The 19,646-nt window shown below is 44.4% G+C and carries 20 protein-coding genes, 1 tRNA gene and 1 other annotated feature; of the genes, 19 read left to right on the forward strand and 2 right to left on the reverse strand.

Going from position 1 to position 19,646, the window contains the following annotated elements; translation table 11 throughout:
* The first annotated feature begins 9 nt into the window (after positions 1-9).
* The 9 genes from A3I3_RS0102590 (at position 10) to A3I3_RS0102630 (ending at position 9,042) form a co-directional block, all read left to right on the forward strand.
* Positions 10-1,098 carry a carbamoyl phosphate synthase small subunit gene (locus A3I3_RS0102590; RefSeq protein WP_018371179.1) on the forward strand — a complete coding sequence of 363 codons (1,089 nt, stop codon included), beginning with the start codon at positions 10-12 and terminating at the stop codon, positions 1,096-1,098.
* On the forward strand, positions 1,095-2,660 hold the full coding sequence (locus A3I3_RS0102595) for an ATP-binding protein (protein ID WP_018371180.1): 1,566 nt from the start codon (positions 1,095-1,097) through the stop codon (positions 2,658-2,660). Before A3I3_RS0102590 ends, A3I3_RS0102595 begins: the two co-directional genes overlap by 4 nt.
* Before the next feature lie 106 nt (positions 2,661-2,766).
* The gene (locus tag A3I3_RS0102600) at positions 2,767-3,372 is read left to right on the forward strand and encodes a hypothetical protein (RefSeq protein WP_018371181.1); all 606 of its coding nucleotides are present in this window, start codon (positions 2,767-2,769) and stop codon (positions 3,370-3,372) included.
* A gap of 41 nt (positions 3,373-3,413) precedes the next feature.
* A complete protein-coding gene (mmuM, locus tag A3I3_RS0102605; RefSeq protein WP_018371182.1) occupies positions 3,414-4,358 on the forward strand; it encodes a homocysteine S-methyltransferase in 945 nt (314 codons plus the stop codon).
* A 99-nt stretch (positions 4,359-4,457) separates the two neighbouring features.
* A complete protein-coding gene (locus tag A3I3_RS0102610) occupies positions 4,458-5,255 on the forward strand; it encodes a formate/nitrite transporter family protein (protein ID WP_018371183.1) in 798 nt (265 codons plus the stop codon).
* Positions 5,256-5,419: 164 nt separating this feature from the next.
* A complete protein-coding gene (locus tag A3I3_RS0102615; RefSeq protein WP_018371184.1) occupies positions 5,420-7,531 on the forward strand; it encodes an ATP-dependent Clp protease ATP-binding subunit in 2,112 nt (703 codons plus the stop codon).
* Positions 7,532-7,627: 96 nt separating this feature from the next.
* Positions 7,628-7,762: a sequence feature (ribosomal protein L10 leader region), on the forward strand.
* A gap of 38 nt (positions 7,763-7,800) precedes the next feature.
* Complete coding sequence (gene rplJ, locus A3I3_RS0102620; RefSeq protein WP_018371185.1) at positions 7,801-8,301, forward strand: 50S ribosomal protein L10; 501 nt, start codon at positions 7,801-7,803, stop codon at positions 8,299-8,301.
* A 71-nt stretch (positions 8,302-8,372) separates the two neighbouring features.
* Entirely contained in the window at positions 8,373-8,741 is a 369-nt protein-coding gene (gene rplL, locus A3I3_RS0102625) for a 50S ribosomal protein L7/L12 (RefSeq protein ID WP_018371186.1), read from the forward strand.
* Between the two features lie 229 nt (positions 8,742-8,970).
* Positions 8,971-9,042 (forward strand) — tRNA-Arg (locus A3I3_RS0102630).
* 69 nt (positions 9,043-9,111) lie between these two features.
* Here A3I3_RS0102630 and A3I3_RS10420 read toward each other — a convergent pair.
* The gene (locus A3I3_RS10420; protein WP_018371187.1) at positions 9,112-9,282 is read right to left on the reverse strand and encodes a DUF3042 family protein; all 171 of its coding nucleotides are present in this window, start codon (positions 9,280-9,282) and stop codon (positions 9,112-9,114) included.
* A 115-nt stretch (positions 9,283-9,397) separates the two neighbouring features.
* On the opposite strand from A3I3_RS10420, the gene miaA reads away from it, so the two are divergent.
* From miaA to A3I3_RS0102685, 10 genes are all read left to right on the forward strand, one after another.
* Positions 9,398-10,282, forward strand: a complete 885-nt coding sequence (gene miaA, locus A3I3_RS0102640) for a tRNA (adenosine(37)-N6)-dimethylallyltransferase MiaA (protein ID WP_018371188.1) — start codon at positions 9,398-9,400, stop codon at positions 10,280-10,282.
* Positions 10,275-11,513 (forward strand): GTPase HflX, encoded by a 1,239-nt coding sequence (hflX, locus tag A3I3_RS0102645; protein WP_018371189.1) that lies wholly within the window; start codon positions 10,275-10,277, stop codon positions 11,511-11,513. Before miaA ends, hflX begins: the two co-directional genes overlap by 8 nt.
* On the forward strand, positions 11,506-12,129 hold the full coding sequence (locus A3I3_RS0102650) for a hypothetical protein (RefSeq protein ID WP_018371190.1): 624 nt from the start codon (positions 11,506-11,508) through the stop codon (positions 12,127-12,129). The genes hflX and A3I3_RS0102650 overlap by 8 nt, the downstream gene beginning before the upstream one ends.
* Positions 12,130-12,139: 10 nt before the next feature.
* The gene (gene rnz, locus A3I3_RS0102655; protein WP_018371191.1) at positions 12,140-13,069 is read left to right on the forward strand and encodes a ribonuclease Z; all 930 of its coding nucleotides are present in this window, start codon (positions 12,140-12,142) and stop codon (positions 13,067-13,069) included.
* Positions 13,066-13,821: an SDR family NAD(P)-dependent oxidoreductase gene (locus tag A3I3_RS0102660; protein ID WP_018371192.1), complete on the forward strand. Its 756-nt coding sequence runs from the start codon at positions 13,066-13,068 to the stop codon at positions 13,819-13,821. The genes rnz and A3I3_RS0102660 overlap by 4 nt, the downstream gene beginning before the upstream one ends.
* 11 nt (positions 13,822-13,832) lie before the next feature.
* The gene (locus A3I3_RS0102665; protein WP_018371193.1) at positions 13,833-14,540 is read left to right on the forward strand and encodes a class I SAM-dependent methyltransferase; all 708 of its coding nucleotides are present in this window, start codon (positions 13,833-13,835) and stop codon (positions 14,538-14,540) included.
* 230 nt (positions 14,541-14,770) lie between these two features.
* Entirely contained in the window at positions 14,771-16,987 is a 2,217-nt protein-coding gene (recJ, locus tag A3I3_RS0102670) for a single-stranded-DNA-specific exonuclease RecJ (protein ID WP_018371194.1), read from the forward strand.
* Positions 16,988-17,097: 110 nt separating this feature from the next.
* Complete coding sequence (locus tag A3I3_RS0102675; RefSeq protein ID WP_018371195.1) at positions 17,098-17,610, forward strand: adenine phosphoribosyltransferase; 513 nt, start codon at positions 17,098-17,100, stop codon at positions 17,608-17,610.
* A 98-nt stretch (positions 17,611-17,708) separates the two neighbouring features.
* Positions 17,709-18,653, forward strand: coding sequence for a homoserine O-acetyltransferase MetA (gene metA, locus A3I3_RS0102680; protein WP_018371196.1), 945 nt, complete (start codon positions 17,709-17,711; stop codon positions 18,651-18,653).
* A gap of 8 nt (positions 18,654-18,661) precedes the next feature.
* Positions 18,662-19,330: a DnaD domain-containing protein gene (locus A3I3_RS0102685; RefSeq protein WP_018371197.1), complete on the forward strand. Its 669-nt coding sequence runs from the start codon at positions 18,662-18,664 to the stop codon at positions 19,328-19,330.
* A 72-nt stretch (positions 19,331-19,402) separates the two neighbouring features.
* Here the strand turns inward: A3I3_RS0102685 and A3I3_RS0102690 are convergent.
* A partial coding sequence (locus A3I3_RS0102690; protein ID WP_018371198.1) for an ISL3 family transposase occupies positions 19,403-19,646 on the reverse strand: 244 nt, incomplete at its 5' end.

Below are 19,646 nucleotides of genomic sequence, written 5' to 3' on the forward strand. Positions count from 1 at the left end.
GGGCAAGCTATGAGCAAACGATTACTTTTACTGGAGGATGGAACGCTATTTGAAGGTGAAGCATTTGGGGCGGATCTTGATGTAACTGGAGAGCTGATCTTTACAAGCAGCCAGACAGGTTATCAGGAGATCATCACAGATCTTTCTTATACAGGACAGATATTAGTCTTTAGTGCGCCTTCTGTTGGCAACACGGGTATTAGCCGTGAAGACTATGAATCCATCATTCCGACTTGTAAGGGTGTGGTCGTGCGCGATGGGAGCAAAGTGTCAGACACATGGCGAAGTCAAATGTCGCTGGACGCATTTTTAAAGCTTAAAAAGATACCCGCAATCAAAGGAATTGATACACGAGCCTTGATGCGAAAAATTCGTCAAGCAGGTAGTATGCGGGCAACAATGGCAAATGTTGGTGATCAGATTTCACATATGCAGGATCAACTGCAAGCAACTGTACTTCAGACAGATCATGTCAAGCAAGTTTCAACTAAAAACCCTTACCCAGCACCCGGTGGTAAGCGAAATATCGTTTTGATTGATCTTGGGCTCAAGCATTCTATGCTGCGTGCTTTGGCTCAGCGGGATTGTACAGTGACTGTTTTGCCTTACGATACAAGTGCGGAAACAGTACGTCAGCTTTTTCCAGATGGAGTCTTCTTATCAAATGGTCCTGGGGACCCCAGTGTTTTATCAGAAACCTTAGACTTGGTTCACCAACTTCAAGGAGAAATTCCGCTCTTTGGCATTGGTTTAGGGCATGAGCTGATTGCTTTGGCAAATGGTGCTCAGATTGATAAGTTGGCAATCTGTCATCGTGGGAATGCTCTAGCAGTTCGAGAAATCGCAACAGGACAGGTTCATTTTACTAGCCAAAATCACGGTTACATTGTTAATCGTCAAAGTTTACCAGAAGGATTTTTTATCACTCATGAAAATGCCCTTGATCAAACAATTGCCGGTTTACGGCATCGCCATTTACCTGTTTTATCAGTGCAATTCAATCCAGAAGCAAGCCCTGGTTCCCATGATTTAAGTGCGATTTTTGATGAGTGCATGGAGATGATTGAGGCATTTTTGGAAAGGAAGACAAGGAGATGAAAGCAGCTCAAAATCAGAAAATACTCGTTTTAGGAAGTAGTGATGAGTCGTCACTAGGTCTGCTTTTAGAGGTTTGCTCTGCTTTGAAAAATGAAGGCAAGCAAGTTTGTTTGCTTCATCGTGGCAATCCTATTTTAAACTTGCTGCCAGAGGAACAGTTCTGTTTGGTTGAATGGACTTTGGAGAACTTCCAATCCGTTTTGAAAAAAGTTCAACCAGAAGCAGTCCTTCCAACTTTTACAGATTCTCAAGAAATGCATCTTTTATTAGCTCTTGAAAAAAGAGAAGATTTTCGAAGCACCAATATTATAGGTTTTTCTCCACAGACGTTAAGCAAACTGAATAATCAGACCTTACTGGCAGAATGCCAGCTGAAAGGAGACGGACATTCCTTTAAATATGGCAAAAGAATAACTTTTCAGATTTTACGTGACAGCGTGGGTACAACGATGATTGTGGCTAGTACAGAACAAATGGATCCTTGGAATGGTCAGAAGGAGGAATCTTTTATCTTCTCACCAACTCAGACTCTTTCAGATGTGGAATATCAACTTTTACGAGATAGTAGTTTGAAGATTGCGCGTGCTCTGCATCTGGTGGGGCTTTGTACGATTGACTTTATTTTGTCACCAAATAGTAGTGATTTTTCTGTTCATTCTCTCCAACTAGGTTTGACAAAAATAACAGCACTTGCCAGTCAGATTTCTACTTTTCCTCTTCCAAGTTTGATGGCTCAGCTAGCATTAGGAAAAAAGTTAACCGAGCTTATCAATCCTGTAACTCAGACAAGCTATGCTAGTTTTGAGCCCGTATCGGATTTTATCGCAACTCAGTTGTTAGGAGAGGACCGATTTGCTCTAGGTTTTAGTTGGGAAGAAAGTTTACTCAGGTTTTGTCAATCGTCCTCTTTGGGTGTTCAGTCTTTGGAACAACTAGATGATGTTAGCCTTATGGGTAAATTATCCCATAGTAAAAATCGTCCCTTCTACTTGCTTGAGGCTTTGCGGCGGGGGTATGAAGTAAAAGAATTAGCAGAATTGACAAGAATTAATCTCTTCTTTATAGACAAGCTAAGAGGGATTGTTGAAATGGAAAGAGCCATTATGGCAAAAAGGGTCGACAAGGAAATTCTAAAGAAAGCTAAGCAAATGGGCTTTTCAGATGATAGGATTGCTGCGCTTTGGCAAATGGAAAGAAAGGAATTGACCAATTTTCGTCAGCAAGCAGAAATTTTTCTTCGTTATAAAGGTGTGGATGGCTGCGCTGGAGCCTATAACAGTCAGCCAACTCTTTATTACAGCAGTTACTTTGGTGAAAATGAGTTAGCGGTTGAGGAACGTCAGCCCCTACTCATCGTAACTGATAGAATACTAACCGTGACAGAATTGCCAGATGTGACAAAGTACAAGAAAGTGATTCTCGTTACTGACCAAGTCAATCCCGTTTTGCCTTCAGGAATCCAAGCAGACAAAATCTATCTTGAACCTCTGACAGCAGAATATTTAGAGGCACTTGTGGCAGCAGAAAATGTGGCGACGGTGTGGGATGGAAGAAAGAAGTAGATATAAGCTTATTGAGTGTAGAAATTGGACTGAAATTTCATTATTTTCCCCGTACAAGAGAATACATGATAAAATAGTTATAAGGATATTGAAGGGAGGGCCTAACATGGCTCAGACACAACTTGATCTTGCTTGGCAGGCTTTATTTGAGGGGAGAATTGATGAGGCAGACCAGTTATCACAAAATTTGCTCGAAGATTATGAAGTTTGGAACTTACGCTCTTATCTAGCAGTAGAAAAAAGAGAGTTCAAGCAAGCACTGGACTGGCTATCCCATTATTACGATAAGGCATTAGTGGAAAATAATAAAGAAAAGCAGCATATAGCACTCCACCAACAGGCTTTTGTGATGCGTGAATCAGGAAATTTGGTGCAGGCTTTGAAATATATTCATAAGGAAAAAGCTTTATTAATCCAGTATTTTCCAAATGATGTACTGAAACAATCAGTTAACATTTACGAAGAGGGTTATTTGACTTTTCGATTAGGAAATGTAACTGAAGGCGAGGCGATGATGAAGCGGGCACTTAAATTAGCGCTAGAGACAGAAGATTTGATTGCTCAAGCCTGTTGCTACCGTGCTTTAGGAGAAATGTCTGATATTCAAACACAGGCACAAATTTATTTTGAGCGTGCTATCGAACTATTCGAACAGTCAGGAGATCTTGTTGGCGCTGAAAAAGTACGAGAATTACAACAATATTTTACTTGAGCAGCAAATGAAATCATTTGTGTAGAAAAAGGGTGATAGATATGTCACGATTGTTAGAAACTTTAGCAGAAAAACCTATTTTAATACTAGATGGTGCTATGGGGACAGAGCTGGAAAAACGTGGTTATGATGTTTCGGGTACGCTCTGGTCAGCCAAGTATTTGTTGGGGGAACCTTCTCCCTTGATTGAAATTCATAAGGCATATTTAGAGGCGGGAGCAGATCTTGTAACAACAGCTAGTTATCAGGCTTCTTATCAAGGTCTTTTGGAAGCGGGCTTGACCAAACAGCAGACAATATTGGCTATCAAAGAGAGTGTTCATATTGCGCGGGTTGCCATTGAAAAAGTGTGGGCTGACTTGTCCGAACGAGAAAAAGAAGGGCGGCTCTATCCCTTTATTGCTGGTTCTGTTGGTCCTTATGGAGCTTACTTGGCAGATGGTTCTGAATATACCGGTGCTTATCAGCTAACTAAGGAAGAATTTCAGAATTTTCACCGTCCAAGAATCAAGGCTCTTGTAGAAGGAGGAGTTGATTTACTGGCTTTTGAGACAATTCCTAATTTAACAGAAGCCCGTGCCTTACTAGAGCTTCTTTATCAGGAATATTCAAACGTGCCAGCTTATCTTTCTTTCACTAGCCAGGACGGACAGCATATCTCGGATGGTTCTTCCCTAAAAAAGGTGGTAGAGCTGGTTAATTGCTACTCAGCAGAGCTTTTGGCCGTTGGAATTAATTGTAGCAAACCAGCAGTGACAGTAACTTTTCTTAAACAACTTAGACGACTGACAGATAAAGAATTTGTCGTCTATCCTAATTCTGGCGAGGAATATGACGGGATAAACCATGCTTGGTATGAGGAAGGAAGTACGACCGATTTGCACACTCAAGCTAAAATCTATCAAAAGTTAGGCGCACGCTTTATTGGGGGGTGTTGTCGGACGAGACCGGTCGATATTGCTGGCTTGGCTGAATATTTTCATTAAATCATCATAAAATTTTAGAAAACGCTTTCCAATAAGGCGTTTTTTTGTTATGATAGTTCTTGTAAATATTATCACAATTTAAAGGGAGATTTTTATATTATGGCAGAATCAACATTTCTTGCAAAAATCACAGGAGCAAGTCAAAAAAAGGAGCAATTATTTAATAGTAGTAAGGGACGCTATGCTATCCGTTCTCTCTTTGCTGGCGCTTTTTTGACGCTCAGTACCGCAGCGGGAGCTATTGGGGCGGATGTCATCAATAAAATCGCTCCGGGCTCAGGTCGCTTTGTCTTTCCAGCTTTCTTTGTCTGGGGGCTGGCTTATATCGTCTTTCTCAATGCAGAACTGGTGACGTCCAACATGATGTTTCTGACGGCTGGGACTTATCTGAAAAAGCTCAAGTGGCAAAAAGCTGCTGCCATTTTGCTCTATTGTACTTTCTTTAACCTCATCGGCGCTTTGATTGCTGGCTGGCTCTTTGCGCATTCGGCAGCCTTCTCGTCTTTGAGCTACGATAGTTTTATCGTCGGCGTGGTGGAAAATAAGCTGGCGCGGTCCAATGAACTCGTCTTGCTAGAGGGGATTTTGGCAAATGTCTTTGTCAATATTGCCATTCTTAGCTTTGCCTTGGTCAAAGACGGCACTGCCAAATTGCTCTTGGTTTTATCAGCTATTTATATGTTTGTTTTCTTGACCAATGAACACATCGCCGCCAACTTCGCCTCCTTTGCTATCGTTAAATTCAGCCAGGTAGCAGGAGAAGTCAAAAACTTTGATATTCCTAATATTTTGCGGCATTGGGGAGTGACTTGGATTGCCAATCTGATTGGTGGTGGCTTCTTGATTGGGCTACCGTATGCTTGGCTCAATAAAGATCAGGATCTCTATGTCGACTGATATGCAATTAGCCTTTCAATTCAGAAGGCTAATTTTTTTAAAAAATTATGTAAAAAAGTATTGACAAAAATTATAAAATTATGTAAAATAAATTATGTAAACAAATTGGTTTACACAAGACCTTTCGCTTATATAAGGAAATAGAAAATAAACGAGGTATAAATATGAACAACAATTACAACGATTTTAACAACATGGACGACATTTTCAATCAACTCATGGGAGGGATGCGCGGCTACAACAGCGAAAACCGCCGCTATCTGATTAACGGACGCGAAGTCACACCAGAAGAGTTTGCGGAGTATCGGGCAACGGGACGCTTGCCTAAGAGTGTAGGCGCTTCGCAAGCAGTGGAAGGACAAGCCCAAGCACCTAAGGGAGACAGCATCTTGGCAAAACTCGGCCGCAATCTGACAGCTGAAGCGCGCGAAGACATGCTAGACCCTGTCATTGGGCGCAACAAGGAAATCCAAGAAACAGCTGAAATCCTGTCTCGCCGCACCAAGAACAATCCTGTCTTGGTCGGAGATGCTGGGGTTGGTAAAACCGCTGTTGTTGAAGGCCTAGCGCAAGCGATTGTCCACGGAGATGTGCCAGCAGCAATCAAAAATAAGGAAATCATTTCCATTGATATTTCAGGTTTGGAAGCGGGCACTCAATACCGCGGTAGCTTTGAAGAAAATATCCAAAACTTGATTTCAGAAGTGAAAGAGCATGGTAATGTCATTCTCTTCTTTGACGAAATCCACCAAATTCTTGGTGCTGGAAGCACAGGCGGCGACAGCGGCTCCAAAGGCTTGGCGGACATTTTGAAACCTGCTTTGTCACGCGGTGAGTTGACCGTTATCGGGGCAACGACGCAGGACGAATACCGCAATACCATTTTGAAGAATGCAGCCTTGGCGCGCCGTTTCAACGAAGTCAAGGTCAATGCACCGTCTGCGGAGGATACTTACAAGATTCTCCAAGGTATTCGCGACCTCTACGAAAAGCACCATAATGTCATTTTGCCAGATGAAGTGCTCAAGGCCGCAGTGGATTACTCTGTCCAATACATTCCACAAAGGAGCCTACCTGACAAGGCCATTGACTTGATTGATGTGACGGCGGCTCACTTGGCAGCGCAGCACCCTGTGACAGATGTGCATGCAGTGGAGCGCGAAATTGCTGAACAAAAAGAAAAGCAGGAAAAAGCCGTTGAGGCAGAAGACTTTGAAGCGGCTCTTAACGCTAAGACGCGGATTGAAGAGCTCGAAAAGAAAATTGCTAACCACACAGAAGACATGAAAGTGACCGCAACGATTAACGATGTGGCTGAGTCAGTAGAGCGGATTACAGGCATTCCAGTTTCTCAAATGGGCAGCAGCGACATTGAGCGTCTCAAAGAAATGAACGCTCGGCTCAAGACCAAGGTCATTGGGCAAAACGAAGCCGTAGAGGCAGTGGCGCGTGCAATCCGCCGTAATCGTGCAGGTTTTGACGAAGGCAACCGCCCAATCGGTAGCTTCCTCTTTGTCGGGCCGACCGGTGTCGGCAAGACCGAGCTGGCTAAGCAGCTGGCGCTTGATATGTTTGGCACCAAGGACGCGATTATTCGGCTGGACATGTCTGAGTATTCTGACCGCACTGCGGTTTCTAAGCTAATCGGGACAACGGCTGGCTATGTCGGCTATGATGACAATAGCAACACGCTGACCGAGCGCGTCCGCCGTAATCCTTACTCTATCATCTTGCTGGACGAGATTGAAAAGGCTGACCCGCAGGTCATCACTCTCCTGCTTCAAGTCTTGGATGACGGTCGTTTGACGGACGGGCAAGGAAACACGGTCAACTTCAAAAATACCGTGATTATCGCAACTTCTAACGCTGGCTTTGGCTATGATAGCTTTACTGGCGACGAAGAGAAAGACAGCAAAATCATGGATCGCTTGAAACCATTCTTCCGTCCAGAGTTTCTCAACCGTTTCAACGCAGTCATTGAGTTTTCTCACTTGAGCAAGGAAGACTTGGGTCAAATCGTGGACTTGATGTTGGCTGAAGTCAACCAAACCTTGGCTAAAAAGGACATCAGCCTTGAAGTGACCGACGCGGCTAAGGACTACCTCAAGGAAGAAGGTTACGACGAAGTCATGGGCGTGCGCCCACTCCGTCGGGTCATTGAGCAGCAAATCCGCGACAAGGTGACCGATTATCACTTAGACCACTTGGAAGACAAGCATTTGCTGGCGGATATGAAAGACGGCGAGCTAGTGATTAGCCAAAAGACAGATGAATAATAAACCCGAAAATGGAGCTGGAGTTATTTCCAGCTTCTTTTTTTGAAAAATTTCTTTTTTTACTTGCTTTTTGAGTGAAACTATGATACGATTATAAGCGGTTTGAAAAAACTGCCTAAGACAGTAGGGGAGCTTGACTCATAAAGATCCTACCGAGGACAAAACGGATCATGTAAAAGAAACGTATTGTACTTTCGTGTCTAGGTTTGGGCGCGTTTTTCTTTTGGAAAAATTTCCCAAGCAAAATAATTACGGAGGTGAAACACTAAATGAGTGAAGCAAGTATTGCTAAAAAAGCGGAACTAGTTGATGTAGTTGCTGAAAAAATGAAAGCAGCTGCAAGTATCGTTGTTGTGGATGCTCGTGGTCTTACAGTTGAACAAGACACAGTTCTTCGTCGTAATCTTCGTGGAAGCGAAGTTGAGTATAAAGTTATCAAAAACTCAATTTTACGTCGTGCAGCTGAAAAAGCTGGACTTGAAGGCCTTGCTGATACTTTTGTTGGACCATCTGCTGTTGCATTTTCAAATGAAGATGTTGTAGCACCAGCAAAAATCATCAATGATTTTACTAAAGAAGCTGATGCACTTGAAATTAAAGGTGGAGCTATTGAAGGTGCTGTTGCATCTAAAGAAGAAATTGTTGCTCTTGCAACTCTTCCAAACCGCGAAGGACTTCTATCTATGCTACTATCTGTACTTCAAGCGCCAGTTCGCAACGTTGCTCTCGCAGTCAAAGCGGTTGCAGACAACAAAGAAGACGCAGCTTAATCCTAAGTTGTGCAGCCTAGCTTGCTAGGAAAAATATTAAAAATTATAAAACTTATTTGGAGGAAATAACAATGGCATTGAACATTGAAAACATTATTGCTGAAATTAAAGAAGCTTCAATCCTTGAGCTTAACGACCTTGTAAAAGCTATCGAAGAAGAATTTGGTGTAACTGCGGCTGCTCCTGTAGCTGTAGCTGCTGCTGGTGCTGGCGAAGCTGCCGCTGCTAAAGATTCATTTGACGTTGAATTGACTGCAGCTGGTGACAAGAAAGTCGGCGTTATTAAAGCTGTACGTGAAATCACAGGTCTTGGTCTTAAAGAAGCTAAAGAACTTGTTGATGGCGCACCTGGCGTTATCAAAGAAGGCGTTCCAACTGCAGAAGCTGAAGAAATCAAAGCTAAACTGGAAGAAGCTGGAGCTAGTGTTACTCTTAAATAATAGAGTATCACAAGAGATTCTGATATTTCAGGATGATTAAAAACAAGCCTCACTTACAGTGGGGCTTGTTTTTTGTGGTGTAATTGATAAATTCAAGTAAAAGTGTAGGTTCTGATTCATAATAAAATTGATGAGCAAATGCTCCAAGAGTAAAGTAAGAAATATAGATTTTATTATGAAAACATCTTGCATAACTCACTAGACTAGGGTACAATAGTAAGGAAAGTTTGTCCCCTTAGTTCAATGGATATAACAACTCCCTCCTAAGGAGTAGTTGCTGGTTCGATTCCGGCAGGGGACAGAAAAAATGAGCTCATTTCGAGCTCTTTTTGATTATTGTAAAATAAAAACCGCTGTTTCCAGCGATTTTTTAGTGTGATACGCGGCGGCGTGCTGCTTTTTTGCGGTTTTCTTCGATGAAAGCTGCTTTCTTTTCTTCTGGTTCGATTACTTTTTTCTTGAATGCGTAAACCGCACCAGCTACAGCAGCAACCGTTCCAGCGACACCTGTTAGAACGCCTTTACCAAAATTTTTAGCCATGTGAATTTCTCCTTTACCTAGGGGTCGGGAAAGCTGAAGAAAGGTTTTCGTCCGAGCTCCTTATTTTATGTTATACTAATAGTAACGAAAAAACGAAATTTTTTCAAGGAAAAAGATGAAAACCAAGATAATCGTAATTGTAGGCCCCACAGCAGTGGGAAAAACGGCTTTGAGTTTGGAATTGGCTCAGAGATTTAAGGGCGAGGTCATCAGCGGCGACAGCCAGCAGGTCTATCAAGGGCTTGATATTGGCACAGCCAAGGCGACTGAGAAAGAGCGGGCTTTAGTGCCCCACCACCTGATTGATGTGCGAGAGTTGACGGAGACTTACTCAGTGCACGATTTTGTGGTCGAGGCAGGGGCTGCTATCACAGACATCACGAGCCGTGGCAAGCTTCCCATTATCGCAGGCGGGACAGGGCTTTATGTCCAGAGCCTGCTGGAGGGCTATCATCTGGGTGGGCAGGTGCCGCATGATAAGGTGCTGGCTTATCGGGAGCAGCTGGAGCTTTTGGAGGACCAAGACCTGTTTGACAAGGTAGCGCAGCAAGGGTTGACCATTTCGCAAATCAACCGTCGGCGGGCGATTCGGGCTTTGGAAATCGCGCGTTTTGGACAGGATTTGGAAAATCAAGAACCTGCCTATGAGGCGCTTCTTATCGGGCTTAATGATGAGCGGGAGCGGCTCTACGAGCGCATCAATCAGCGCGTGGACGATATGCTGACAGCGGGCTTGCTATATGAAGCACGCCAGCTTTACCAGCAGTATCCACAGGCGCAAGCTACACGTGGCATCGGCTACAAAGAGCTTTTTCCTTATTTTTCAGGGGAAATCTCTCTGGAAGAAGCCGTGGAGAAGATTAAGCAAAATACGCGGCGTTTTGCCAAACGGCAAATTACTTGGTTTAAAAATCGCATGCAGGTGGACTTTTATCAGATTTCAGAGGCTGATTATAAGGCACAAATCATCAAGCAAGTTGAAGGATTTTTGAATGATTGAAACAGAAAAAAAGCAAGAACGGGTCTTTTTGATCGGGGTTGACCTAGGACAGCATGACCATTTTGATATGTCCATGGAAGAATTAGCTAGTCTAGCGCAAACAGCAGGGGCTGAGGTGCTGGGCACCTACACGCAAAAGCGGGAAAAATATGACAGCAAGACCTTTGTCGGCTCGGGAAAATTGACAGAAATCAAGCAAATGGTGGAAGCCGACGAGATTTCCACCGTCATTGTCAATAATCGCTTGACTCCACGGCAGAATGTCAATCTGGAAGAGACGCTAGGCGTCAAAGTGATTGACCGCATGCAGCTGATTTTGGATATTTTTGCTCTGCGGGCGCGCAGCCATGAGGGCAAGCTCCAAGTGCACCTAGCCCAGCTCAAATATATGCTGCCACGCTTGGTTGGACAAGGCATTATGCTCAGCCGTCAGGCTGGGGGAATTGGCTCGCGTGGACCGGGCGAAAGCCAGCTGGAACTCAATCGCCGTAGCATTCGTCACCAGATTTCAGATATTGAGCGGCAGCTCAAAACTGTGGAGAAAAATCGGGCGACCATTCGCGAAAAAAGGCTGGAATCGAGCGTCTTTAAAATCGGGCTGATTGGCTACACCAACACTGGAAAATCAACGATTATGAACGCCCTGACCAGCAAGAGCCAGTATGAAGCCGATGAGCTCTTTGCGACGCTGGACGTGACGACCAAGAGCATTCACCTAGCGGACAAGCTCCAAGTGACCTTGACGGACACTGTTGGTTTCATTCAGGATTTGCCGACCGAGCTGGTGTCTAGCTTCAAGTCGACCCTAGAAGAAAGCAAAAATGTGGATTTGCTGGTGCATGTCATTGACGCCAGTGACCCACATCACGAGGAGCACGAAAAGACCGTGCTTGACATCATGCAGGACTTGGGCATGGCAGACCTTCCTCGCCTGACCCTTTATAATAAAGCAGACAAGGCGGAGAATTTCACGCCGACCCAGACCCCCTATGTCCTCCTTTCGGCTAAGGCGGAAAATAGTGGAGCTGTCTTGCAGGAAGTGCTAATCAACAAAATGAAAGAGTTGTTTAGTCCGTTCACGATGACTGTCAGTCCAGCTAAGGCTTATAAAGTGCACGATTTAGAGACGATTACCATTATCGAAAAACGTGATTATCTGGATGATGCCGAGCAAATTTCTGGCTATATCGCTGAGAAAAACAAATGGAGGCTAGAAGAATTTTATGACTGATTATCTTGATTTGGCGCTCAAATACGGCGGCTTCACTAGCCTAGATAAGGTCTATTTGACGCGGGTTTTGGCAGAGCTGACCGAGGCGCAAAAGTTGACCTTTATCACGCCGCCACCCAGCGTCATCAATGCTTACTTTGCAGAATTGTATCAAAAGAAGAGCCCAGAAGCAGCGACCGACTACTTTTTTGAGCTTAGCCGCAAGCTTTCACTTTTCAACGACCGACCGACTTTTGAAGAGACCAAGCCTTTTGTCCGCCTCAATTTATCGGGCAAGGCATTTGGCTACTGCTATGTAGCTGAAAATGAGCTGGCGCGTGTTTTTGCTCAAGAGAAAGTGGAAATCACAGCTGACTTGCTTTTTGAAATCGCGCAGATTTTCCCGCATTATCAGGTCTATGAAAAAGCAGGAAAGATTTATATGGAGCCCGCGCCAGCCGAAGAAGTCGTGGACAGACAATCCTTGACCGCTTTGACCGACCTAGAAATCTTAACAGACAGTCGCAAAAAATTGTCCGGCTACAATCAAGAGGAGCTGCTAGATTTGGCGCAGAACTACGCTGGCAAAAAGGCTTTTCGCTCGCAAAATCGCACAGCCATGATATATATCGAATAGAAAGAAAAATATGGAACTACAATTTTTAGGAACCAGCGCTGGACAGCCGTCCAAGGCTCGCAATGTCTCTAGCCTCGTCCTCAAGTTACTGGAGGAAATCAACGAAATTTGGATGTTTGATTGCGGCGAGGGCACCCAGCATCAGATTTTAAAGACGACCATTAAACCGCGCAAAATCAGCAAAATTTTTATCACCCACCTGCATGGCGACCATATTTTTGGTTTGCCTGGTTTTCTATCTAGCCGCTCTTTTCAGGCAAATGAGGAGCAGACGGATATTGAGCTCTACGGCCCTGTCGGCATTAAGAATTTTGTCATGACGAGCCTACGCATGTCGGGTTCGCATCTGCCTTACCGCATTCATTTTCATGAGTTTGATGAGAAAAGTCTGGGCAAGATTTTAGAAACGGATAAATTCACCGTCTATGCTGAAAAGCTGGACCACACGATTTTTTGTGTGGGCTACCGCATTATGCAAAAGGATTTGGAAGGCAGCCTTGATGCTGAAAAATTAAAGGCAGCGGGAGTGCCTTTTGGCCCTCTGTTTGGGAAAATCAAGAGCGGTCAGGACATCGTTTTGGAAAATGGCGACAAGATTGTGGCGGCGGATTACATCTCGCCACCGCGTCCTGGCAAGGTCGTGACCATTTTGGGCGATACCAGAAAGACGGATGCTAGCATTCGTTTGGCAGTGGCGGCGGATGTTTTTGTGCATGAGGCGACTTATGGCAAGGGCGATGAGAAGTTGGCTCGCAATCACGGGCACTCAACCAATATGCAGGCGGCGCAGGTTGCCAAAGCGGCAGGCGCCAAGCGGCTTTTGCTTAATCATATCAGCGCCCGCTTTTTGTCCAAGGACATCAGTCAAATGCGCAAGGATGCAGCAACGATTTTTGAGCCCGTGCATCTAGTCAAGGATTTGGAAGAGGTAGAGATATGAGAACGATTATCATGACGGGGGCTAGCGGTGGGCTGGCTCAAGAAATAGTGAAACTCTTGCCTGACGACCGGTTGATTTTGCTAGGGCGCAGCCGAGCCAAGCTAGAGAAGCTCTACGGCAGTCTTTCAAATGCTGAGCTGGTGGAGCTGGATATTACAGACAGCGCAGCCGTGGCAGATTTCAGCCAGCAGGTTTACGACAAGTATGGAGTGATTGATGTTTTGGTCAATAATGCAGGCTACGGCATTTTTGCGGAATTTGACCAGATTGCGCCGAGCGAGATTGAAGCCATGTTTGAGGTTAATACCTTTGCCCTCATGAACTTTTCCCACCTGTTTGGCGCTCAAATGAAAGCAGTCCGCAAGGGGCATATCATCAATATTGTCAGCATGGCGGGGCTGATTGCCAGCAGCAAGTCCAGCCTTTATTCAGCGACCAAGTTTGCGGCTATCGGTTTTTCAAATGCCCTGCGCTTGGAGCTCATGCCCTGTCAAGTCCATGTAACGACGGTCAATCCAGGGCCTATCAAGACCGCCTTTTTTGACCAAGCAGACCCAGAAGGGACTTATGTAAGAGCTGTGGAGCGCTACATTCTGGAAGCGCCAGTTGTTGCTCGCAAAATCGTCCGCATTTTTGGCAAAAAGAAGCGCGAGCTTAACCTACCTTTCCTGCTTAATCTTGCCCACAAGCTCTATGTCCTCTTTCCCAACCTTGCCGACAAAATGGCCAGCAAGATGTTTGATTATAAATAAGCGAGGAAAGCATGGATTTAAAAGCCTACAAAAAACACCTCCAAGAACCTTGGGGGCAATTACAATATGACATAATTTTTTATCAGTTAGCTGAACTTACCGGACAAAAAATCCTTGATTTTGGCTCTGGTTTTGGGCTGGTTAGCAATTTCTTGGCTCAAAAAAATCAAGTATTAGCTATTGAGCCTAGTGCAGAAATGATAGCTGAACGCAAGCAAACTTATACATACGAGCAAAAACAAGGAAGTATAGAACTTTTGACGCAGTTAGCTGACAAGTCCTTTGATACCATTGTATGTCATAATGTTTTGGAATATGTCCCAGGCCCAGCGGCCTACTTAGAGGAGTTTGCTCGCTTGTTAAAACAAGGTGGTCGGCTGTCTCTCGTCAAGCATAATCACGTTGGGCGCATTATGCAGACTGTTGTTTTTGAGAACGCTATTAACAAGGCGCAAAAATTATTGGCAGGCCAGACTTATCAGACTCATAGCATGGGTGAGGCAAATTTTTATGAGGTGAATGATGTCATTAGGCACTTACCTTTAGAAATTCAAACTTATCAAGGAATTCGGATTTTTTACGGTTTGCAAGCCAATGAGTTTAAGACAAATCCCGATTGGCGAAAGAATATGTTAAGTATGGAGCTGGCTGTTTGTGGTCAGTCACCTTATCGTGATATTGCGGCTTTTCAGCACCTTTGGTTGACTAAGAGAGGCTAGGAGGTTGGGACAAAAGTCTGCAACCTCGAAAATCTGTTCGGAGTATATACAAGACGCGGTAGCCTCTTGACTTTTACGTTCGTCTTGACAGACTCCGTACAAGCCTAATAGGCATCGCGGGGGTGGGACAACGAACTATTCCTTTTAAGGAATGAGTTCTGTCCCACTCCCTTTTTTATTGATTTTTCTGCTATAATAGAGGATGGAATTTACAGAAAGAGTTGACATTCATGATTACATCAAAATACGACTGGCAGTTTGCGCCTCATTTTTCGGACGAGCACTTTCTCAAACTTGCCAAAAAAGCAGGGCTAGAGCCGTCGGTTGCGAGTCTCCTTTACCAAAGAGGCATTCAGACTGAAAAAGACCTGGCTCAGTTTTTAGAGCCTGATTTGGTGGCGCTTTATGACCCTTATCTGCTGCACGATATGGACAAGGCGGTGGCACGGATTCGATCGGCGATTGAAAATTACGAGCAAATCCTCATCTACGGTGACTACGATGCAGACGGGATGACCTCGGCTTCCATTGTCAAAGAAGCCTTGGAGCAGCTGGGGGCAGAGTGTCAGGTCTATCTGCCTAATCGTTTCACAGACGGCTACGGGCCCAACAGCAGCGTTTACAAGTATTTTATAGAAAATCAAGGTATTTCCCTCATTATTACAGTAGATAATGGGGTGTCAGGACTGGAGGCGATTGAGCTGGCTCAAAGCATGGGCGTTGACGTCATTGTCACCGACCACCACTCTATGCCCGAAGTCTTGCCTGAGGCTTATGCCATTGTTCATCCGGAACATGGCGGAGCGGATTATCCTTTTAAGCACTTGGCTGGTTGCGGGGTGGCTTTTAAGCTGGCGACGGCTCTTTTGGAGGAAGTCCAAGTGGAGCTGCTGGACTTGGTTGCCATTGGAACGATTGCCGATATGGTCAGCTTGACCGATGAAAATAGGATTTTGGTCAAGTACGGCTTGTCTGTGCTGAAAAACACTCAGCGCATCGGCCTGCAAGAGCTTTTCAAAATCGCTGGCATTCAAGCCCATGAAATCAACGAAGAAACCGTTGGTTTTCAGCTGGCACCACGCCTCAATGCCCTTGGACGCTTGGACGACCCCAATCCCGCTATCGAATTGTTGACAGGATTTGATGAGGAAGAAGCGCATGCCATTGCCCTTATGATTAACCAAAAAAATGACGAGCGCAAAGAAATCGTTCAAGCCATTCATGACGAGGCTAGAAGCATGGTTGATCCTAAGAAACCCGTTCAAGTCTTGGCTAAAGAAGGCTGGAATCCGGGCGTTTTGGGTATCGTTGCTGGGCGGCTCTTGGAAGAATTGCACCAGCCAGTCATCGTGCTCAATATCGAAAATGGTCTGGCCAAAGGCAGCGCCCGTTCGCTAGAAGCGGTCAACATTTTTGAGGCGCTGGATCAGCACCGCGACTTGTTTGTGGCTTTTGGTGGGCACGCAGGAGCCGCAGGCATGACCCTAGAAGTGGACAAGCTAGCAGCTCTTTCAGACACCTTGTCCGCCTATATCAAGGACAATCAGCTAGATTTGTCCAGCAAAAACGAGCTCTTTTTGGACGAAGAATTATCTCTGCCCGAGTTGAGCTTGGATACGCTGAAAAACTTTGAAAAGCTAGCTCCATTTGGCATGGACAATAAAAAGCCAGTTTTCTATCTCAAGGATTTCAAGGTCGAAAATACCCGCACCATGGGGCAAAATAATGCCCACCTCAAACTGAAAATTGCCCAAGACGGAGCTAGTTTTGAAGTGGTCGCCTTTGGACTAGGGGCGCTTGCGACGGAGTTTGCTCAGACCAAAAATCTGGAATTGGCGGTCAGCCTTTCGGTCAACCAGTGGAATGGACAGACCAGCCTTCAGCTCATGCTGATTGACGTCCGCGTTGAGGGCGTGCAGCTCTTCAATATCCGCGGCAAACATGCAGCCCTGCCCGCTCAAGTTCCGATTTTGCGCTTTTCTGAGGAGCTTCCTTCTTTGGAAAATAGCAGAGCTGTCGTCGTTTATGACCTACCAGATGATTTGCAAGTGCTGAAAGACTTGCTTCAGTCTCACGATTTTGAAGCCATTTACTTTAAAAATGAAATCACTCAGCCTTACTATCTGACGGGCTACGGCACGCGTGAGCAATTTGCCAAGCTCTACAAAACCATTTACCAATTCCCAGAATTTGACGTCCGCTACAAGCTCAAAGACTTGGCTAATTATCTTAAGATTGACCAGATTTTACTAGTCAAGATGATCCAGATTTTTGAAGAATTGGGCTTTGTCATGATCAAAGACGGCGTCATGACTGTCAACAAAAATGCCCAAAAACGCGAGATTGAAGAAAGCCAGATTTATCAAGACCTAAAAGCCAAGGTCAAGGAGCAAGAACTCATGGCACTCGCTACCGTGCAGGAAATTTATGACTATCTCATGCAATAAAAGCTGCTGTTTCAATCAGAGCTTATATTGAGATTTCTTGTCATTTTCTTTCACATTCATCGAAAACGTGATATAATAGAGAGTAAAAATTTTTTGAGAGAAAGATAAACATGGATTTAAAAGATTACATTGCTACTATTGAAAATTATCCGCAAGAGGGGATTATTTTCCGCGACATCAGCCCTTTAATGGCTGATGGGAGTGCTTACAGTTACGCTATTCGAGAAATCGTACAATATGCAACAGACAAGAAGATTGACATGATTGTTGGACCAGAAGCCCGCGGTTTCATTGTTGGTTGTCCAGTCGCTTACGAATTGGGTGTTGGATTTGCTCCAGTGCGTAAGCCCGGTAAATTGCCACGCGAGGTCATTTCAGCTAATTATGAAAAAGAATATGGTATAGATACTTTAACCATGCACGCTGATTCTATCAAGCCGGGGCAACGTGTGCTCATTGTAGATGATTTGCTGGCGACAGGTGGAACGGTCAAGGCGACGATTGAGATGATTGAGCGTCTGGGCGGCGTGGTAGCAGGTTGTGCCTTTCTGATCGAATTGGACGATTTGAAAGGGCGCGAAGCGATTGGCGACTACGATTACAAAGTGCTCATGCATTATTAAGATATAGGTGAAATTTATATCTAGATAGAGAAAAACTATAATTGCAAACTATATCTCCTTTGGTTATAATAGACATATACAACAAAGGAGATATTTTCATGCCGATTAAGATTGATAAACAGTTACCAGCAGTTGAGAAACTAAGTTCTGAGAATATCTTTGTTATGGACGATGATAGAGCGATTCATCAGGATATTCGTCCCTTAAAGATTTTGATTTTAAATCTTATGCCACAGAAAATAGTCACTGAAGCTCAGCTTTTACGCCATCTGGCCAATACTCCCTTGCAGTTAGACGTTGAGTTCCTTTATATGACCAGTCATTCGTCAAAAACGACGAGTCTAGAGCATATGGAGACTTTCTACAAGACTTTCGACCAAGTTTGCGACCGTTATTTTGATGGCTTGATTATCACGGGTGCCCCTGTTGAAAATCTAGCTTTTGAAGAGGTAGACTACTGGCAGGAGTTAGCCGAAGTAATTGAATGGTCTAAAACACACGTTTACTCGACCCTTCACATTTGCTGGGGCGCACAAGCTGGGCTGTATGCTCGCTATGGTGTAGATAAAGTTCTGAAAGAGAAAAAACTTTCCGGAGTATATTCGCAGTCAACGCCAAGAGAACCACATCTTCTTTTTCGTGGCTTTGATGATGAGTTTTTGGCACCGCATTCGCGTCATACTGAAGTGTTACGAGAGGATGTTTTACAAAAAACTAATTTGGAGATTTTGTCTAGTGGTAAAGATGTAGGCTTGTCCATTCTTGCTAGCCGTGATTTGCGGGAGGTTTATAGTTTCGGACACTTAGAATACGACCGTGACACGCTTGCCAAGGAATACTTCCGAGATGTCAAGGCGGGCTTAGAGCCGCATCTGCCAGAGAATTATTTTCCAAGTAATGATTCAGATCAGACACCAAGCTTACGCTGGAGCCTAGCAGCAGCGCTCTTTTTTAATAACTGGGTCAATTATGCTGTCTATCAAGAAACGCCATTTGATTGGGAAAAATCAGAAAATGATGTATCTTTTTTTGCTTATTTATGAGAGGGAATATGACTTATCTAGCTTCTTTTAAAACTGGAAACCTGGTTTTGCCAAGTGATCTACTTTTTCATTATAAAGAAATCTTTGAAACTAGTGACGATTTTTTGGTATGGCAATTTTTTTACTTACAAAATACAACAGCCTTAAATGAAATTTCGCCTAGTAAAATTGCTGACAGCACGGGGCAAACTGTTTCTGAAGTCAATCGTTCTATGTCGCGTTTGATGGAAAAGGGGCTGCTTGTCTATAAAACCATTGAATTGAGTGGTGAAGTGGAAGAAATTTTTGATGCGACACCTGCCTTAGAAAAGTTGGATATTCTTCTTTCCCCCAAAAAAGAAATAACGGAGAAGACAAACACTCTCAAAGATTTGGTTGAGACTTTCCAGCAAGAATTGGGACGATTGTTGACTCCATTTGAGATTGAGGACTTGACCAAGACCGTGCAGGAGGATAAGACCAGTCCTGATTTGGTCAAGGCTGCTCTGCGGGAGGCGGTCTTTAATGGCAAGGCTAATTGGAAGTATATCCAAGCGATTTTGCGCAACTGGCGGCGCGAGGGCATCACAACTCCAGCTCAGGTAGAAGCCAAGCGAGCAGAGCGCGAAGCGACTAATCCGCAGAATGTCACGGTTTCTGACGACTTCCTCAACGCCATGGACTTGTGGAAAGACTGAAAACTATGATTAAAAAGGAAAAGAGCTGAGACTTATGTCGGCTCTTTGTCAACTGTAGTGGGTTGATGTCAGCTAAGATCTGGAGAGAACCGAATTGGTTCTCTCCTTTTTGATATTTAAAGCGATGAGAATTCTAGTTTTAAAGTTGTCAAAGTTCCGAAAGCCGAAAGCGTTGCGCTTGATAACCTTGATAAGGTTGTTAGTGGCCTCTAGCTTAGCATTTGAGTAGGGAAGTTCCAAAGCATTGATAATCTTGTCCCTCTCTTTCAAAAAAGTCTTAAAAACAGTCTGAAAGATAGGGTTTACAGAAGAAATT

Origin of the sequence: Streptococcus massiliensis DSM 18628 (genome assembly GCF_000380065.1) — a bacterium.
Classification (GTDB): domain Bacteria; phylum Bacillota; class Bacilli; order Lactobacillales; family Streptococcaceae; genus Streptococcus; species Streptococcus massiliensis.

What these genes read in the sequence shown, in the direction of transcription:
- A3I3_RS0102610 (WP_018371183.1), top strand. Translation starts at nt 4,458, where the DNA reads ATGGCAGAATCAACATTTCTTGCAAAAATCACAGGAGCAAGTCAAAAA.
- recJ (WP_018371194.1), top strand. Translation starts at nt 14,771, where the DNA reads ATGATTACATCAAAATACGACTGGCAGTTTGCGCCTCATTTTTCGGAC.
- A3I3_RS0102665 (WP_018371193.1), top strand. Translation starts at nt 13,833, where the DNA reads ATGGATTTAAAAGCCTACAAAAAACACCTCCAAGAACCTTGGGGGCAA.
- A3I3_RS0102615 (WP_018371184.1), top strand. Translation starts at nt 5,420, where the DNA reads ATGAACAACAATTACAACGATTTTAACAACATGGACGACATTTTCAAT.
- A3I3_RS10420 (WP_018371187.1), bottom strand. Translation starts at nt 9,282, where the DNA reads ATGGCTAAAAATTTTGGTAAAGGCGTTCTAACAGGTGTCGCTGGAACG.
- metA (WP_018371196.1), top strand. Translation starts at nt 17,709, where the DNA reads ATGCCGATTAAGATTGATAAACAGTTACCAGCAGTTGAGAAACTAAGT.
- A3I3_RS0102595 (WP_018371180.1), top strand. Translation starts at nt 1,095, where the DNA reads ATGAAAGCAGCTCAAAATCAGAAAATACTCGTTTTAGGAAGTAGTGAT.
- rnz (WP_018371191.1), top strand. Translation starts at nt 12,140, where the DNA reads ATGGAACTACAATTTTTAGGAACCAGCGCTGGACAGCCGTCCAAGGCT.
- miaA (WP_018371188.1), top strand. Translation starts at nt 9,398, where the DNA reads ATGAAAACCAAGATAATCGTAATTGTAGGCCCCACAGCAGTGGGAAAA.
- A3I3_RS0102660 (WP_018371192.1), top strand. Translation starts at nt 13,066, where the DNA reads ATGAGAACGATTATCATGACGGGGGCTAGCGGTGGGCTGGCTCAAGAA.
- A3I3_RS0102590 (WP_018371179.1), top strand. Translation starts at nt 10, where the DNA reads ATGAGCAAACGATTACTTTTACTGGAGGATGGAACGCTATTTGAAGGT.
- hflX (WP_018371189.1), top strand. Translation starts at nt 10,275, where the DNA reads ATGATTGAAACAGAAAAAAAGCAAGAACGGGTCTTTTTGATCGGGGTT.
- rplJ (WP_018371185.1), top strand. Translation starts at nt 7,801, where the DNA reads ATGAGTGAAGCAAGTATTGCTAAAAAAGCGGAACTAGTTGATGTAGTT.
- rplL (WP_018371186.1), top strand. Translation starts at nt 8,373, where the DNA reads ATGGCATTGAACATTGAAAACATTATTGCTGAAATTAAAGAAGCTTCA.
- A3I3_RS0102600 (WP_018371181.1), top strand. Translation starts at nt 2,767, where the DNA reads ATGGCTCAGACACAACTTGATCTTGCTTGGCAGGCTTTATTTGAGGGG.
- A3I3_RS0102685 (WP_018371197.1), top strand. Translation starts at nt 18,662, where the DNA reads ATGACTTATCTAGCTTCTTTTAAAACTGGAAACCTGGTTTTGCCAAGT.
- A3I3_RS0102650 (WP_018371190.1), top strand. Translation starts at nt 11,506, where the DNA reads ATGACTGATTATCTTGATTTGGCGCTCAAATACGGCGGCTTCACTAGC.
- mmuM (WP_018371182.1), top strand. Translation starts at nt 3,414, where the DNA reads ATGTCACGATTGTTAGAAACTTTAGCAGAAAAACCTATTTTAATACTA.
- A3I3_RS0102675 (WP_018371195.1), top strand. Translation starts at nt 17,098, where the DNA reads ATGGATTTAAAAGATTACATTGCTACTATTGAAAATTATCCGCAAGAG.